The following is a 15,699-nucleotide window of genomic DNA, read 5'->3' on the forward strand; positions in this document are numbered from 1 at the left end:
TAGACTATTTTTCCACTATCATGATTGAGCCATTTACGTCGCTTGATTTTTAGAAAACAAGCCTTGCCACGAAGTGGGAAATCCCTAACTGTTTCTTCCTCAAAGTAACCTTTGGATTCAAGCTTTTGACCATCGAACTCTTTGGGAATAAGGTTGAGTTCGGTAATATGGATATTGTAAGAATTTTCTACTTTTTCTACTTTAACTACTTCAAAATATTCAAATAAGCCTTCTGGTAGAAGTAATCGGATAAGGTCTTGGTTCAATATATATCATTTTGATCCCAAAATAAATAACTTTTTTCATTCCCCCCAACTTTTTGGATTGATCCCTTTTGACCATCGAACTCTTTGGGAATAAGGTTGAGTTCGGTAATATGGATATTGTAAGAATTTTCTACTTTTTCTACTTTAACTACTTCAAAATATTCAAATAAGCCTTCTGGTAGAAGTAATCGGATAAGGTCTTGGTTCAATATATATCATTTTGATCCCAAAATAAATAACTTTTTTCATTCCCCCCAACTTTTTGGATTGATCCCTTTTGACCATCGAACTCTTTGGGAATAAGGTTGAGTTCGGTAATATGGATATTGTAAGAATTTTCTACTTTTTCTACTTTAACTACTTCAAAATATTCAAATAAGCCTTCTGGTAGAAGTAATCGGATAAGGTCTTGGTTCAATATATATCATTTTGATCCCAAAATAAATAACTTTTTTCATTCCCCCCAACTTTTTGGATTGATCCCTTTTGACCATCGAACTCTTTGGGAATAAGGTTGAGTTCGGTAATATGGATATTGTAAGAATTTTCTACTTTTTCTACTTTAACTACTTCAAAATATTCAAATAAGCCTTCTGGTAGAAGTAATCGGATAAGGTCTTGGTTCAATATATATCATTTTGATCCCAAAATAAATAACTTTTTTCATTCCCCCCAACTTTTTGGATTGATCCAATCTCACCAACGGTTTCATCCATGAAAAGGACATATCCATTTTTAGATTTTACACAAAAGAAAAAGCCTCGGTATTTCTACCAAGGCTTCCCCTTTTTCACTTCACATTTTTGTGACCCTACGGGGAATCGAACCCCGGTTTCATCCGTGAAAGGGACGTGTCCTAACCGCTAGACGATAGGGCCGACTGGTCCCATTTATCGAAATTGGCGTTTAAAAAACATCATTTTTTCTAAATGACCGATACCGTTTCCGTTATCGTGGTGCAAAAGTATAAGCTTTATTTTAATTACACAAGTCCTGATTTTAAATATTTTTGATTTCCTTAAAATTCTTTTAAAAATTCAATGAATTATCAGAAAAGGTAAATAAAAAACGGCTTTTTGCGATTCCTTGCCCAAATCGCCCCAATTTGACTATTTGAGTGGCTTTTTTTTGCTTAACAAGCCTTTATGATTATTTTTGAGGCCTAACCATTTATCTCGAATGCTCAATATCAACAAACTAGCACTTTTCCTGTTTTTTGTTTCGCATGCTATATTAGCCCAAACCCTAAAATCGCCTGAAGAATTCTTTGGAAACGCCACCGGCTCTAAATTTCATTTCCACCACCAATTGATAGGCTATGCCGAATACGTGGCGGCAAACAAACCCGAAAATGTGAAGATTTTTCCGCTCGGTTTCACCACCGAAGGCCGTCCGCAGATAATTGTGGCCATCGGATCCAAGGAAAATATCCAAAACATCGAGCAGATTCGTAAGTCCAACCTCCAAAACATCGGTCTCATGGCTGGAGCTGGCAATAAAAATATCCCGACGATTGCCTATTTGTCGTACAACGTACACGGCAACGAATCCGTAAATGCCGAAACCTCGGTAAAGGTGATTTACGAAATGGCCAACGGAACCTCTGATTTGGCCAAAAAAGTCTTGAAAAACACCTTGATTTTGATAGATCCTTGTGTAAATCCCGACGGATTTGACCGTTACAGCCAGTGGTACAACCGTTATTTGGGCAAAAAACCTGATTTGCATGCTGCTTCTGTGGAACACCACGAGCCTTGGCCGGGTGGTAGGTTTAACCACTATTTGTTTGATTTGAACAGAGACATTGCTTGGCAAACACAAAAAGAAACGCAGCAACGTATCAAGTTCTACAATTCGTGGATGCCGCATCTGCACGCCGATTTTCACGAAATGGGACCCAACTCCACGTACTATTTTCCGCCTTCTGCCAAACCTTTCCATGAAGATTTGACGGGTTTTCAAAGAGAATTTCAAGAACTTTTGGGCCAGTACAACAAAAAAGCATTCGACGAAAAAGGCTGGTTATATTTCACCAAAGAAAACTATGACTTGTTTTACCCAAGCTATGGCGACACGTATCCGTCTTACAACGGAGCCATCGGTATGACTTTTGAGCAAGGTGGAGGAGGAGCTGCGGGATTGGCTTACAAAAGAAATGATGGGGATACCTTGACGTTGAAAGACAGGATTATGCATTCGTTTTCTACAAGTTTAGGTACTTTGGAGGCACTTTCTGACAAATCAGAAAAGACGATTGAGGAGTTCAATAAGTTTTTTACAGAGGCTCAAAGTAAAGGTTTCGGCAAATACAAATCTTATGTGATGAAGTTTAAAGGCAATGAAGCCAAAGTAAAGGCCTTGGCAGAGCAATTAGACAAAATGCAAATTGAATATTCTTTTGCCAACAAAAAATCTTCGGGAACGGGTTTTAACTATCAAAACCAAAAAGAGGAAACTTTTAACATTGAGGATAATGACATGATAGTCAATTCTTACCAGCCCAAGGGCGTTTTGGCCAAAATACTTTTCGAGCCGAAATCTTATTTGGAAGACTCTAATACTTACGACATTACGGCTTGGGCATTGCCTTATGCGTATGATTTACCAGCATTTGCTTCTAGCCAAAAACTCAGCGGAAGTACAACCAAACCAAAGTTTGATACGAAAGTGGAAGTCACCAAAGGCAAAAGAGTTTTTGCGTTTGCATCAGAGGTCAATTCTTTCGAGGAATCGAAGTTTTTGGCCCAACTTTTCAAAGAAAACATCAAAGTAAGATTACAAGAGTCATCGTTTAAAGCTGGTGGAAAAGATTTTGGTGCCGGGACTTTGTTGGTAACCCGCAAAGGCAATGAGAATTTGGGTGAGAACTTCGAAGCCAAAGTAACTTCCATCGCCAAAGCGTTTGATATCAATTTATTATCGCTTTATTCGGGATTGGTAGAAAGTGGCCCAGACATGGGAGCAAGTTCGGTAGATGTGTTGAATCCTCCGAAAATAGGTTTGATGGTAGGGGCGGGCATAACACCCACTGCAGCGGGAGATGTTTGGCATTTCTTCGATCAGCAGCTGGATTACCCTATCACGCTTATCGATGGTTCATATTTTGGCAGAGTTGACCTTTGGACACTGGATGTTTTGATTCTGCCCAATGGTCAGTACGGAAATATCATAAAAGACCACAAGGAATTGACGCGTTGGGTGAGCGATGGTGGCAGGGTGATATTGTTGGAAAGTGCAAATGATTTTCTGGCAGGAAAGGATGGGATAGAATTGAAGGCAAAAAGCAAACCCGATGCTAAAAATGACATAAACAAAAGCTATGGCTCAAGAGATAGAGATGCTATTTCAGACCAAATCCCTGGAGCAATTTTCAAAGTGAATCTTGATAATACGCATCCTTTGGCTTATGGATATGATAAAACTTCTAATGTGATGATAAAAAATACTTTGGATAACGAATACCTCAAAAACGGCTGGAATGTAGGTAAATTGGGAGAACATGTAAGTGGTTTTGTGGGGCAAAACGTCAAAAAGACAATGAAAGATGCACCTGTATTCGCTGTTCAAGACCACGGAAAAGGTAAAATAATTCACCTTTTAGAAAGTCCAATCTTTAGAGGCTTTTGGTACGGAGGAAAACTCCTAATGGCCAATGCAGCTTTTTTGGTGAGGTAGGTTTGTTCAAGTATAATTGGAACACGGATGACACTGATTTCAACACGGATTGACACGGATTTATGACTTATAAAAATCTGTGAAAATCAGTGTTATTTCAAATATCAGTGCGGCAGCCGTTGCCGTCATCTGTGTGCCATTACCACGTATCTTAATATCAACAGAATGTATAAATTCATTATTCTGATATCAGTAATCCTCCTTTCTTGTTCCTCCAAAAAAAAGGAGCAAGAAACTGATTTTTGTTCGAAAGTAAAACTGAAAGAAGCTGGTGGTCTTACTCAGATTTTAAGTCCATTCAAAGATAGCCTAAGCACTAAAACGGCATCCTATGTGCTGGAAGACGGTGGAGGTTCATTAATTACAAGAGCATGGTTTACTGAAAAAGCCGAAAAGAGTATTGATATTCAGTATTTTATATTTTCTACAGATAATGTAGGTCTTATAGCTTGCGATTATTTGGTCAGAGCCGCTGATAGAGGAGTAAAAGTTAGGCTTTTGGTAGATGACATGATGGTGGATGCTGATTTGGAGGATATTTTGACACTAGATGCTCATCCAAACATTGAAATAAAAGTCTATAATCCTGGTGTGAATTTGGGTAAGAACATAATCAACAAACTAAGTAAGTTCGCTACGGATTTTAGGTCTGGTAATCTTAGAATGCACAATAAAACCTTTATTGTGGATGAAAAAGTAGCCATCACTGGTGGTAGAAATATAGCCGACGAGTATTTTGATTACGACCACGAATACAATTTTAGAGATAGAGATATTCTGCTGATGGGAAAAGATGTAAATGCCATGCAACAGTCATTTTTATTATTTTGGGAAAGCAATTTAAGCGTTTCTGTTTCTAAAATCAGTGAGAAAAAGGTAGTCAATAATAACAAGGCTTATGAGAAACTTCACCAATACGCTTGTAATCCTGAGAATTTTTGGCCGCAAGTACGTGCAGAACTAGATAGCTTTTCTGAAACATTTAATAAGTTACTCAGTTCCAAAAACTTCGTTTGGACTTCTGACGTAAAATTTATTTCTGATTTGCCTGGAAAAAATAAAAACCATAAAGGATTGTTGGGTGGTGGCGAAACCACAAGAGAATTGATAAAACTTATCAATAATGCAAAAAAGTCAGTAGATATTCAAACACCTTATTTAATCACAACTGAAGTAGGTAAAATAGTTTTTGCAGATGCTGTAAAAAGAGGTGTTAAAGTGAGGATATTGACCAATAGTATGGCTTCAACAGACAATGCCGAAGCTTTTAGTGGATATCAAAGGGACAGAGCAAAACTATTGAAAACGGGCGTTGAAATCTATGAATTTAAGCCTGACGCGAAAGAACGTTTCAAGATGATGACAGGGGCTTTGCAAAAGAAAATGAATTTTACACCGATTTTTGGTCTTCATGCCAAATCTATGGTAGTAGATGGGCAGCTAGCAGTTGTTGGTACGTTTAATTTAGATCCAAGAAGTGCCAATCTCAACACAGAATGCTTTGTTGTTGTAAATTCCAAAATACTTTCTTCAGGAGTTTTAGAAAACATGGAAACCGACTTCCTCCCCGAAAACTCGTGGCGAACCACCGAAAAATTCAACCCAGACAAAGAAGTAAACCTCTCCAAACGCTTAAAAGTAATGAGTAGGAGAGTAGTGCCGAAGGAGATATTATAATGACTTTTAATGGTTTATGTTCTAAAACATCATAATCCCATCGTAGAATTGTCTTATTTCAAGAATAATGCAGAATTGGCATTGTTCTGAAAATTATTCTCATTACCTTTGCATCGTTTTTAATCGAACTATCCGTTCGAGACTCTGCAAATGGCAAAAGGATTATCGACTCCTTTTATTTTTCCCTTCAGAGCAGGCAACGGATACAATCCGTGATGTTCACGTAAGGGCGTATCGCAATCGCCTCATTTTATTTTATTATTTTCAAAAATTCGGTCGTTAGCGAAACGCCCGACAAACAGATTTTATGCAAACAGTTAAGTTTACAGATTTCCCTGTGTCTGAGTATATACTCCAAGCAGTGGAAGCAATGGGATTCGAGAACACTACACCTATTCAAGCTGCCGCTATTCCAGTGGTTTTATCGGGTAGAGACGTTATTGGGCAAGCTCAAACAGGTACAGGTAAAACCGCAGCGTTCGGTATTCCAGCCATCGAGCATGTAGATGTGGAGAATCGTGCTACACAAGTATTGATTATGTGTCCAACCAGAGAGTTGGCCCTTCAAGTAAAAGAGCAAATCACTGCTCTAGCGAAATTTAAAAAAGGATTATTGGTAACTGCCATATACGGTGGTGAGTCTTACGAAAGACAATTTGCTAACCTTAAAAGAGGTACGCAGATAGTAGTAGGTACTCCAGGTAGAATCATGGACCACATCGAAAAGAAAACTTTGAAATTGGACAATATTTCAATGGTGATTTTGGATGAGGCAGACGAAATGTTGAACATGGGCTTCAGAGAAGATATCGAGCAGATATTGTCTCACGCTCCTGAAGAAAGACAAACCGTTCTTTTCTCGGCTACAATGTCAAAAGACATATTGAATATCACTAAGAAATTTCAGAAAAATCCTGAGATTATCAAAGTGACTAAAAACGAAATCACTAACGTAAATATCGACCAAGCTTACTACTTAGTAAAAAGAGAAGCCAAGTTTGAATTGATGGTACGTTTGATTGACGTTCACGATTTGCAGTTGATGTTGGTGTTCTGTAATACCAAATCGAAAGTGGATGAATTGGTAGAAGACCTACAAGCACAAGGCTATGCAGCTGAAGGTTTGCACGGAGACTTACGCCAAGCGGCTAGAAATCAGGTAATGAACAAGTTCCGTAACGGAAACACTAAAATATTGGTAGCTACAGACGTAGCCGCTAGAGGTATCGATGTAAGCGGCGTTGACGCTGTTTTCAACTTCGACCTTCCAATGGATCTTGAATATTATGTACACCGTATCGGTCGTACAGGTAGAGCGGGTAAATTGGGCAGAGCGTTCTTATTTATCAGCAAAAGAGATCGTAACAGAATGAGAGATTTGGAAAACTACACCAAGTCGGCCATTCCTCAAGGACAAATACCAACACAAGCTGACATGACGAAAGCTCGTCAAAACAAGTTTGTAGAAAAGATTAAGGCCAACATTCAAGAAGAAGGCAATGAAGCTTTCGAAGGAATAGTGGATCAATTGAAAGAAGAAGGTTTCTTGACGCACCAGATTGTATCAGCTTTGATGCGTATGCAATCTGGAACAGTAAGAAAGTCAAGCTTCAAAGATCACGAACTTTCTGACGACGGCGGTAGAGGTACTGAAAGAAGAACTGAAAGCAGATTTGGTGGTAGAAATGAAAGACCAACAGGTGGCAGAGGTTATGAAAGAGGTGGAGACTCACAAAGAAACGGAAGTTTTGAGCGTAGAGGAGATGCCACCAGAAGTCGTGGCAGATTTGAAGGTGGTTCAGAAAGCCCAAGACCAAGACGTGAGTTTGGTGCTGGAGCTCCAACTGGCGTAGCAGAAGCTGGAATGACACGTTTATTCCTTAACCTTGGAAGAAAAGATAACGTATCTCCAAATCATATTGTAGGTGCTATAGCTTCTGAAGCTAAAATACCTGGAAAGGCTATTGGTCAGATAGATATGTATGACAAATTTAGCTTTGTTGAAGTGGCTCACAAAGACGTAAGTCGCGTGATAGACGGTATGAAAGGGAAAACCATCAATGCTCGCGAAGCGAATATTGAAGTTGCGAAATAAGAATTAGGATAAATTTTTATAGATGAAAGTGGATCAGCAATGGTCCACTTTTTTTGGTTTTTAAGCGACAAAAGTTTAACAAATCGTAATAAGTAAAGATGTGTAATAATAGCACACAGATGACGCTGACGGTTGGCCGCTGCCATGCAAGCACCACGGATTAAACGGATTTTTAATTTAAAAAAAGCTTTACCGTGGAGATAAAATTAATCCATCAAGAGAATTAAAAATCCGTGTCTAATCCATAAAATCCGCGTTCCATAATCTACTTTTTCCTGAAAATCATCAAACCAATTATAGTAATTAATCCATTCAAAAGTAAGTTTTCAAATCCGAATATATAGCCTGTATATTTCTCAATAAGTATCACTGAATAGTAAGTAAGAATAGGCGATGCGATACAAATGAATGGGACATATTTATCGATTACATTTCTTTTGGTATAAATTCCGTAAGCAAAAAGCCCTAAAAGAGGTCCATAAGTATAGCTCGCAATTTTATAGACTGCCGAAATAACATCCGAATTGTTCAGAAGATTAAAAATCAGAATAACGATGACGAAGATCACCGAAAACATAATATGCACTCTGTTTTTGATTTTAATTCTTTCGGCTTCTGGCTTGTTTTCAACATCCATAAAATCTATCGAAAAGGCAGTTGTCAAAGCTGTTAAAGCAGAATCAGAACTGGCGTAAGTAGCTGCGGTAATTCCAATCAAAAAAGTTACTCCAACCAATATGCCAGCGAAACCAAAACTTGGATCACTGAATATTTTTAAGGCCATCATTGGGTATAAATCGTCTGTGTTGGTCGGGGTGGTGATACCTTTTTGGTTGGCGTACATGTACAATAATGCACCTAAACTCAAGAACATTAAATTTACGATAACCAAGGTTACAGTAAACCAAAACATGTTTTTCTGAGCCTCTTTTATGTTTTTACAAGTCAGGTTTTTTTGCATCAAATCTTGGTCCAAGCCCGTCATTACGATGGCGATAAATGCCCCACTTATGAATAGTTTGAAGAAGTTCTTGGCGTCGCCCCAACCTCCATCAAAAAAGAAAGTTTCTGACAATGGGCTCGAATAAACCTGACCTAACATTTCTCCAAAACCAAGATTTAGTTGTTTGGTAATCAGGTAAATGGTCATGGCTACTGCTGTGATAAGGAAGAATGTCTGTAGCGTGTCGGTGATGACGATGGTTTTTATTCCTCCTTTAAAAGTGTAAACCCAAATTAGTGCTATCGTGAAAATAACTGAAAGCTCAAAGGGCACTCCAAGTGGGTCATATATAGCTATTTGTAGAACTTTGGCAGCGATAAAAAGTCTTACAGCAGAACCCAATGTTCGTGAAAGTAAAAAGAAAGCGGAACCTGTTTTGTAAGACCAAAATCCAAAACGAGTTTTGAGGTAACCATATATAGAAATGAGGTTGAGTCTGTAATACAAAGGCATTAAAACTGTTCCGATGAAAACATAGCCGGCCGTAAAACCCAACACCATTTGGAAATAGGAAAAGAACTTTGTTCCCACGGCTCCTGGTACTGAAACAAACGTAACCCCAGAAATACTGGTGCCAATCATACCAAAAGCCACCAACCACCAAGGCACCGATTTATTTGCAGTAAAAAATGAGTTAGAATCGGCTCCTTTTGAGGTTTTTATGGAAATAAGGATGAGAATAAAAAAGTAAACGAACAAGATTCCAAGTGCTAAATAGGGCGTCATAGAAAAGGGTTTTTAGAAATATGAGGACAAATATGTGGTAAAAAATGGAAAGTTTTGGCTGAAATAAAATATTTGTGACAAATTGAAGATTTAAGTTAAACCAAAACTTTTTAAAAGTGTTTAATAATTTATGAATAAAGGTCTTCAAGTTTTTTAAAATTTGGTAAATTTGTAAAAAAAATCATCAGGTACTAAATATGAAGTTCGCTCCCCAAACAGACGTTGAGGTATTGATTGAAGAAGAGATAGTGGTTGACGAAGTAAAACTATACTCAGTAGTAGTTTTTAATGACGAAACCAATACCTTTGATCACGTTATAGATACACTCATAGATGTCTGCGAACACTCTCAAGAGCAGGCAGAACAGTGTACACTCATCATTCATTTCAAAGGAAAATGTTCAGTTAAAAATGGTGACTTTGACGAACTTGCACCCATTCGAAATGCCATTTGTCAAAGAGGAATATCAGCAGAAATTTTACTTCGCTAAATACAGAAAAGATTGAATTACCCCTCCAAACTAATAGAAGACGCTGTAAACGAGATATCAAAATTGCCCGGAATAGGGAAGAAGTCTGCTTTGAGGTTGGCTCTTCATTTGTTGAAATCCGAAAAAAATCAAACACATAATCTTAGTAATTCATTAATAAATTTGATAGAAAAAACTACTTACTGCGTTGACTGTCATAATATTTCTGATGCTGAAATTTGCCAGATTTGTGGTTCGCATAGAAGAGATTCTTCAATTTTAGCCGTTGTACAAGATTCCAAAGACGTGCTGGCGATTGAAAACACCAGTCAGTTTGTAGGAAAATACCATGTGTTGGGTGGTATCATATCACCTATTCAAGGAATTGGGCCACAAGATTTGAATATAGAAACCTTGTTACTTCGGATCCAAAATAACCCAGAAATTAAAGAAATTATTTTAGCATTAAGCCCAACTATGGAAGGTGACACCACCGCTTTTTATATCCGCAAAAAACTCCGAGACCTTTCTGTAAAAGTCAGTACCATAGCTAGAGGAATCCCAATCGGGGGAGATTTAGAATACACTGACGAAATCACGCTCGGAAGAAGTATTTTGAGTAGAGTGGAGTTTTAAGTGCAAATCCTGTAGTTTTTTTTGATTTTGACTCCTTAAATTTCGTATCAAACTAATTCGCAAGTATGCATTGAAAAACTTTCAAGGCCTATTTTCTCATCGTTTCCAAATTTTATTTAAATTGAGGTCTCATTTACTTTAATTCAACAATCATGACAAGGAAAGATTTTGTTTCTTCATTGTTTCTCGGTTTAGTAGGCACTAAAGCTATAGCGAACGGCACTTCAAACCTCTTTAATTCAGCAGATGCGTTTAGTTTGCCTAGTTTGCCTTACACTTACAATGCACTTGAACCTTTCATTGATGCTCAAACTATGGAAATTCACCACAGCAAGCATCACCAAGCATACGTAACAAACCTAAACAAAGCAGTGGCCGGAACTCCCAATGAGTTTACTCCTTTGGTGGATATTGTGAAAAATATCAGTAAATCATCCATTGCAGTAAGAAACAATGGCGGTGGTCACTGGAATCACTCATTTTTTTGGGAGATTTTGTCACCCAAAGCTTCCACTCCGTCAGATGCTTTGATGGCTATGATAAATAGAGATTTTGGTAGTTTAGAAAAAATGCAATCCGATTTTAATGCCGCAGCTACAAGCAGGTTTGGATCAGGCTGGGCTTGGCTGATTGTTCAAGACAATAAATTGAAGATTTGTTCAACTCCCAACCAAGATAATCCACTCATGGATGTTGCCGAGGTGAAAGGAACACCAATTTTAGGATTGGACGTTTGGGAACATGCTTATTATCTTAAATACCAAAACAAAAGAGCGGATTATATAAAGGCATTTTGGAGCATAGTGAATTGGGACAAAGTGGAGAAAAATCTCAAAACTGTCTAGTAAGTCTTACAGTAGGATTTTAAGCACCCGTTGGTGTTTTTTTGGTACCAAGTCCCTCTTTAAATCATTATTTTTGGTTTTTACGCCGTCGCATATTTTATTTTGGAGACAAAAAAAATTAGATATATTATATTTTTAAAGGATGTTCTAATTCTTTCTTTGACCTGCTTTGGTGGGCCACAGGCACATTTGGCTATGTTTATCAAGCGTTTGGTTTTGCAGCACCGCTATGTCACCGAGGAAGAACTTATGGAAATGCAGGCCTTGTGCCAATTATTGCCAGGCCCTACCTCTACTCAAACCATTACTGCCATTGGATTTAAATTGGGTGGAGCTAGACTTTCTTATCTTACTTTGTTGATTTGGATTCTACCAGCCACAATTTTTATGGGTATAACAGCCCTGGGTATTTCATTTTTTGAGAAAGGCACCCTTGTCAGACTTACACAATTTATAAAGCCAATGGGTGTGGCTTTTATATTTTTTGCTGCATTTATAATTGGTAGAAAGGTTATTAATTCCAAGACTTCTGTTTTGCTTATGTTACTTGCAGCCATTCTTGGTTTTATATATCCCTCACCGTATTTGACGCCATTTCTGATACTTTTTGGTGGCTTAGTAGCATCATTTAAGTATAGTAAACAAGTGAAAATGGAAAAGCGGCCCATTAGAATTCAATGGTCCAACTTTCTGCTTTGGGCTGGAGTTTTTGCTTTGGTAATATTTGTTGGTTCATTTACAAAATCACTTCCTGTTAGATTATTTGAAAATTTTTACAGGAATGGTAGTTTTGCTTTTGGTGGAGGGCATATTCTTAAGCCATTGTTATTCAATGAGTTCGTAGAGTTTAAAAATTATTTGAGTGCCGATGAATTTTTATCAGGTATTGCTTTAGCCGAGATGGTACCAGGGCCTACTTTTTCCATTGCTTCATATGTGGGGTCACTTTCTATGCGAAGCTGGGGCATGAGTGGCCAGATATTGGGTTCTTTGGTGGCATCTATAGGTATTTTTCTGCCAGGTATTTTTATGATATTCTTCGTGATTCGTTTCTGGGAGCAACTTAAGCAATTCAGGGGAATAAGGGCGTCTTTGGAAGGAATTAATGCCACTTCTACGGGTTTGACTTTAGCGGCGGCCATCTCTTTGTTTCAACCTATGGTGGGGAGTTCAGTAAATATTATTACTATTCTGATAACTTTGGCTTTATTATATTCTGAGAAAATCCCTAGCTATCTAATTATCATAGGAGGTATTTGTCTCGGTGCCGTTGTTTGATTTTCAACAAATTAAAATTCATGAATGTTTTTTTTACTTATTTTAAGCTTGGATATGAACACATTACTGACCTAGCTGGCTATGATCATATGCTTTTTATAGTGGCACTCTGTGCTGTGTATAATTTCAATCAATGGCGAAATATTCTATGGGTAATTACTTTTTTCACTATCGGACATTCGATTACTTTGGCCTTGTCAGTTATGAAAATAGTGAATGTAGATTCTGCATTAATTGAGTTTTTAATACCTTGCACTATATTTTTTACTAGTTTTAATAACTTTTTCAACAAATCTGACAAAACCAGTTCACAAAGAAATCAACATCAATATTTGAGATATTTTTTCACAGTATTTTTCGGTTTGATACACGGTTTAGGTTTTTCAAATTACCTGAAAAGCCTTTTGGGACAATCCTCCAACATCGTGAATGAATTATTTGCCTTTAATATTGGACTTGAAATCGGGCAGCTGATCATCGTGGTCTTCTTTATGCTTATTACTTACATTTTAACCAATATTTTAAACATCAAAAAAAGAGAACTGAATTTAATTATTTCGGCTTTTGTAGCAGGCATCACCACGCATCTGATTATCGACAAATGGATATTTTAATTTTTAAACCTTCAAATATGAAAAAAACGCTTCTGTTCCTAATGATAGGAATTTGGGCTCATGCTCAACAAACAACAAACTACAACGCCAACACGGTTTTTGAACAAATGGGAACGAGTTTGCCCACGCCAAACACCTACAGAACAGCTAGTGGAGCACCTGGCAAAGAGTATTGGCAACAAAAGGCAGACTATGACATTAAAGTAGAGCTCGACGATGACAATCAGAAAATTACAGCTTCTGAGAAAATCACCTACTACAATGCCTCACCAGATGCCTTGACATATTTATGGCTACAGCTTGATCAAAACAATTTCAATGAAAAGTCTGATGCCCGTACCACCCGTCAAACTTCTATAAGCCACGAAAGAGGCTCAAGCGGAGCTGCATTGAGAAATCTGTCAGACAAAACAGATAAAGAATACGGCTATTTGATTCAAAAGGTGATCGATAAACTTGGTAACAAACTCAAATACACCATAAACGGAACAATGATGCGTGTGGATTTGCCCGCTCCTTTGCTCAAAGGTCAAAATTTCATATTTAATGTAGATTGGAGTTTTAATATTGTTGATGCCAACGCTCAGAGAGCGAGAAGTGGATATGAATATTTCGAAAAAGATGGTAATTATCTCTATGAAATGGCTCAGTGGTTTCCACGTATGTGTGTTTACGACGATGTAACAGGCTGGCAAAACAAACAATTCCTAGGTCAAGGTGAGTTTGCATTGGCTTTTGGCGATTATAAAGTGGCCATTACAGTGCCAAACGACATGGTTGTAGGTGCAACAGGCGAATTGCAAAATCAGAAAGAGGTGCTTTCGGCGACTCAGATTTCAAGATTGACACAGGCTGAAAATACAACGGCACCGGTTTTAATTGTAAATCAGAGCGAAGCTGAGGCTGCCGAAAAAAGCAAACCAAGTGGCAAAAAAACTTGGGTTTATGCAGCCAAAAATGTAAGAGATTTTGCTTTTGCTGCTTCTCGCAAGTTTATTTGGGATGCTATGAAAGTAGATGTTGAAGGCAAAAAAGTGTGGGCAATGTCTTTGTATCCAAAAGAAGGAAATCCACTTTGGGGCCAATATTCTACCAGACTAGTGGCACATACATTGACCCAATATTCGAAGAGAACCGTAGCCTATCCATACCCAGTAGCCTATTCGGTTCATGGACCAGTGGGTGGTATGGAATATCCCATGATGAGCTTCAACGGAGCACGTCCGCAAGCAGATGGAACCTACTCAGAGGACACAAAGAATTTTTTGATCTTGGTAATTATTCATGAAGTGGGACATAATTTCTTCCCGATGATAGTAAACTCTGACGAAAGACAGTGGTCGTGGATGGACGAAGGACTAAATAGTTTCTTGGAAGGAATTGTTTGTAGAGAATGGGACAGAGATTTTCCAGCGGATGGTATTGAACCACAGCACATAGTACCTTACATGAAACTTGACGGCAGTAAGCAAAATTCTATCATGTCGAGTAGTGACAATATTCTTCCAGGTACTTTTGGCCCGAATGCCTATTCTAAGCCAGCCACTGGTCTGAATATTTTGCGTGAAACTGTGATGGGAAGAGAGCTTTTCGACTACGCTTTCAAAGAATATGCACGCAGATGGGCATTTAAACATCCTACGCCAGCTGATTTTTTCAGAACCATGGAAGACGCCTCCGCTGTGGATTTGGATTGGTTTTGGAAAGGCTGGTTTTATAGTGTAGACGCTCTGGATCAAGGAATTGCAGAGGTTGAATGGATGCAAGTGGATACCCAAAATCCCGAAGAAACCAAGCCATTGGCTAAGCAAACAGCCGAAGCTAAGAAAAAGACTTTAAGTACTATGAGAAACGAGAAGGATATTCAACAGTCTGTTGTGGAAGCTGACCCGAGCATGAAGGATTTCTACAACAATTATGATCCTCTTAAAGTGACCGAAAGCGATAAGGCCAAATACCAGAAATATTTGGAGTCTTTGAGCCCAGAAGAAAGAAAGTGGATAGAGGACAAAAAGCAATTTTATGTTTTGAAAATCAAGAACAAAGGTGGCTTAGTGATGCCATTGATAGTTCAGGCTCAGTACGAAGATGGTACCACCGAAGATTTCAGATTTCCTGCCGAAATATGGAGATTAAACAACAAAGAAATTAAGAAGACCATAACCACGAACAAAAAAGTGGCGAAGTTTAAGCTTGATCCATATTTTGAGTTGCCTGATATTGATGATTCTGACAATGTTTATCCAAAAGAGCCAGAAAAGCCGACTAAGTTTCAACTCATGAAACAACAAAGCCAAAGGCCAACCACGAACCCAATGCAAGAGGCTCGCCAAAATGAAGCTGGAGCAATAGGAGGAAGTGGAAAGAATTAAATTTTGAAGAAATACAGAATAGACTCAGCCAAAACTGAGTCT

The 15,699-nt window shown here is 38.1% G+C and carries 14 protein-coding genes and 1 tRNA gene; 9 read left to right on the top strand and 6 right to left on the bottom strand.

Annotation, left to right across the window (positions count from 1 at the left end):
• The 5 genes from EGI26_RS09405 to EGI26_RS09425 form a co-directional block, all read right to left on the bottom strand.
• Positions 1–266 (bottom strand): transposase (locus tag EGI26_RS09405; protein WP_255077880.1); only part of this gene is annotated, 266 nt, incomplete at its 3' end.
• Positions 263–475 carry a hypothetical protein gene (locus tag EGI26_RS09410; RefSeq protein WP_255077287.1) on the bottom strand — a complete coding sequence of 71 codons (213 nt, stop codon included), beginning with the start codon at positions 473–475 and terminating at the stop codon, positions 263–265. The genes EGI26_RS09405 and EGI26_RS09410, both read right to left, overlap by 4 nt.
• Positions 472–684, bottom strand: coding sequence for a hypothetical protein (locus EGI26_RS09415; RefSeq protein WP_255077287.1), 213 nt, complete (start codon positions 682–684; stop codon positions 472–474). Before EGI26_RS09415 ends, EGI26_RS09410 begins: the two co-directional genes overlap by 4 nt.
• Positions 681–893, bottom strand: a complete 213-nt coding sequence (locus EGI26_RS09420; protein ID WP_255077287.1) for a hypothetical protein — start codon at positions 891–893, stop codon at positions 681–683. Before EGI26_RS09420 ends, EGI26_RS09415 begins: the two co-directional genes overlap by 4 nt.
• Positions 894–1,072: 179 nt before the next feature.
• Positions 1,073–1,144: transfer RNA gene (locus EGI26_RS09425), tRNA-Glu, on the bottom strand.
• 301 nt (positions 1,145–1,445) lie between these two features.
• Between EGI26_RS09425 and EGI26_RS09430 the strand changes: the two genes are divergently transcribed.
• The 3 genes from EGI26_RS09430 (at position 1,446) to EGI26_RS09440 (ending at position 7,713) form a co-directional block, all read left to right on the top strand.
• Positions 1,446–3,941, top strand: coding sequence for a M14 family zinc carboxypeptidase (locus EGI26_RS09430; RefSeq protein ID WP_255077881.1), 2,496 nt, complete (start codon positions 1,446–1,448; stop codon positions 3,939–3,941).
• Between the two features lie 165 nt (positions 3,942–4,106).
• The gene (locus tag EGI26_RS09435) at positions 4,107–5,618 is read left to right on the top strand and encodes a phosphatidylserine/phosphatidylglycerophosphate/cardiolipin synthase family protein (RefSeq protein ID WP_255077882.1); all 1,512 of its coding nucleotides are present in this window, start codon (positions 4,107–4,109) and stop codon (positions 5,616–5,618) included.
• A gap of 307 nt (positions 5,619–5,925) precedes the next feature.
• Positions 5,926–7,713 carry a DEAD/DEAH box helicase gene (locus EGI26_RS09440; RefSeq protein WP_255077883.1) on the top strand — a complete coding sequence of 596 codons (1,788 nt, stop codon included), beginning with the start codon at positions 5,926–5,928 and terminating at the stop codon, positions 7,711–7,713.
• 265 nt (positions 7,714–7,978) lie between these two features.
• On the opposite strand, the gene EGI26_RS09445 is transcribed toward EGI26_RS09440, so the two are convergent.
• Positions 7,979–9,442, bottom strand: coding sequence for a sodium:solute symporter (locus EGI26_RS09445; RefSeq protein WP_255077884.1), 1,464 nt, complete (start codon positions 9,440–9,442; stop codon positions 7,979–7,981).
• A 197-nt stretch (positions 9,443–9,639) separates the two neighbouring features.
• Here EGI26_RS09445 and EGI26_RS09450 point away from each other — a divergent pair, with 197 nt between their 5' ends.
• The 6 genes from EGI26_RS09450 to EGI26_RS09475 all read left to right on the top strand — a co-directional run bounded on the left by EGI26_RS09450 (position 9,640) and on the right by EGI26_RS09475 (position 15,657).
• A complete protein-coding gene (locus EGI26_RS09450; RefSeq protein WP_255077885.1) occupies positions 9,640–9,933 on the top strand; it encodes an ATP-dependent Clp protease adaptor ClpS in 294 nt (97 codons plus the stop codon).
• 12 nt (positions 9,934–9,945) lie between these two features.
• Positions 9,946–10,548, top strand: a complete 603-nt coding sequence (gene recR / locus EGI26_RS09455; protein ID WP_255077886.1) for a recombination mediator RecR — start codon at positions 9,946–9,948, stop codon at positions 10,546–10,548.
• Between the two features lie 152 nt (positions 10,549–10,700).
• Positions 10,701–11,393, top strand: coding sequence for a superoxide dismutase (locus EGI26_RS09460; RefSeq protein WP_255077887.1), 693 nt, complete (start codon positions 10,701–10,703; stop codon positions 11,391–11,393).
• 102 nt (positions 11,394–11,495) lie between these two features.
• On the top strand, positions 11,496–12,671 hold the full coding sequence (gene chrA, locus EGI26_RS09465) for a chromate efflux transporter (RefSeq protein WP_303626734.1): 1,176 nt from the start codon (positions 11,496–11,498) through the stop codon (positions 12,669–12,671).
• A gap of 20 nt (positions 12,672–12,691) precedes the next feature.
• The gene (locus EGI26_RS09470; protein WP_255077888.1) at positions 12,692–13,285 is read left to right on the top strand and encodes a HupE/UreJ family protein; all 594 of its coding nucleotides are present in this window, start codon (positions 12,692–12,694) and stop codon (positions 13,283–13,285) included.
• A 17-nt stretch (positions 13,286–13,302) separates the two neighbouring features.
• Positions 13,303–15,657 carry a M1 family metallopeptidase gene (locus tag EGI26_RS09475; RefSeq protein WP_255077889.1) on the top strand — a complete coding sequence of 785 codons (2,355 nt, stop codon included), beginning with the start codon at positions 13,303–13,305 and terminating at the stop codon, positions 15,655–15,657.
• Positions 15,658–15,699 lie beyond the last annotated feature (42 nt).

The organism is Lacihabitans sp. CCS-44 (assembly GCF_024343735.1).
Lineage (GTDB): Bacteria > Bacteroidota > Bacteroidia > Cytophagales > Spirosomataceae > Leadbetterella.

Bases quoted from the DNA above. Each gene is read 5' to 3' on its own strand.
- EGI26_RS09460 (WP_255077887.1), top strand. From the start codon at position 10,701: ATGACAAGGAAAGATTTTGTTTCTTCATTGTTTCTCGGTTTAGTAGGC.
- EGI26_RS09475 (WP_255077889.1), top strand. From the start codon at position 13,303: ATGAAAAAAACGCTTCTGTTCCTAATGATAGGAATTTGGGCTCATGCT.
- EGI26_RS09440 (WP_255077883.1), top strand. From the start codon at position 5,926: ATGCAAACAGTTAAGTTTACAGATTTCCCTGTGTCTGAGTATATACTC.
- EGI26_RS09470 (WP_255077888.1), top strand. From the start codon at position 12,692: ATGAATGTTTTTTTTACTTATTTTAAGCTTGGATATGAACACATTACT.
- EGI26_RS09450 (WP_255077885.1), top strand. From the start codon at position 9,640: ATGAAGTTCGCTCCCCAAACAGACGTTGAGGTATTGATTGAAGAAGAG.
- EGI26_RS09430 (WP_255077881.1), top strand. From the start codon at position 1,446: ATGCTCAATATCAACAAACTAGCACTTTTCCTGTTTTTTGTTTCGCAT.
- EGI26_RS09435 (WP_255077882.1), top strand. From the start codon at position 4,107: ATGTATAAATTCATTATTCTGATATCAGTAATCCTCCTTTCTTGTTCC.
- EGI26_RS09445 (WP_255077884.1), bottom strand. From the start codon at position 9,442: ATGACGCCCTATTTAGCACTTGGAATCTTGTTCGTTTACTTTTTTATT.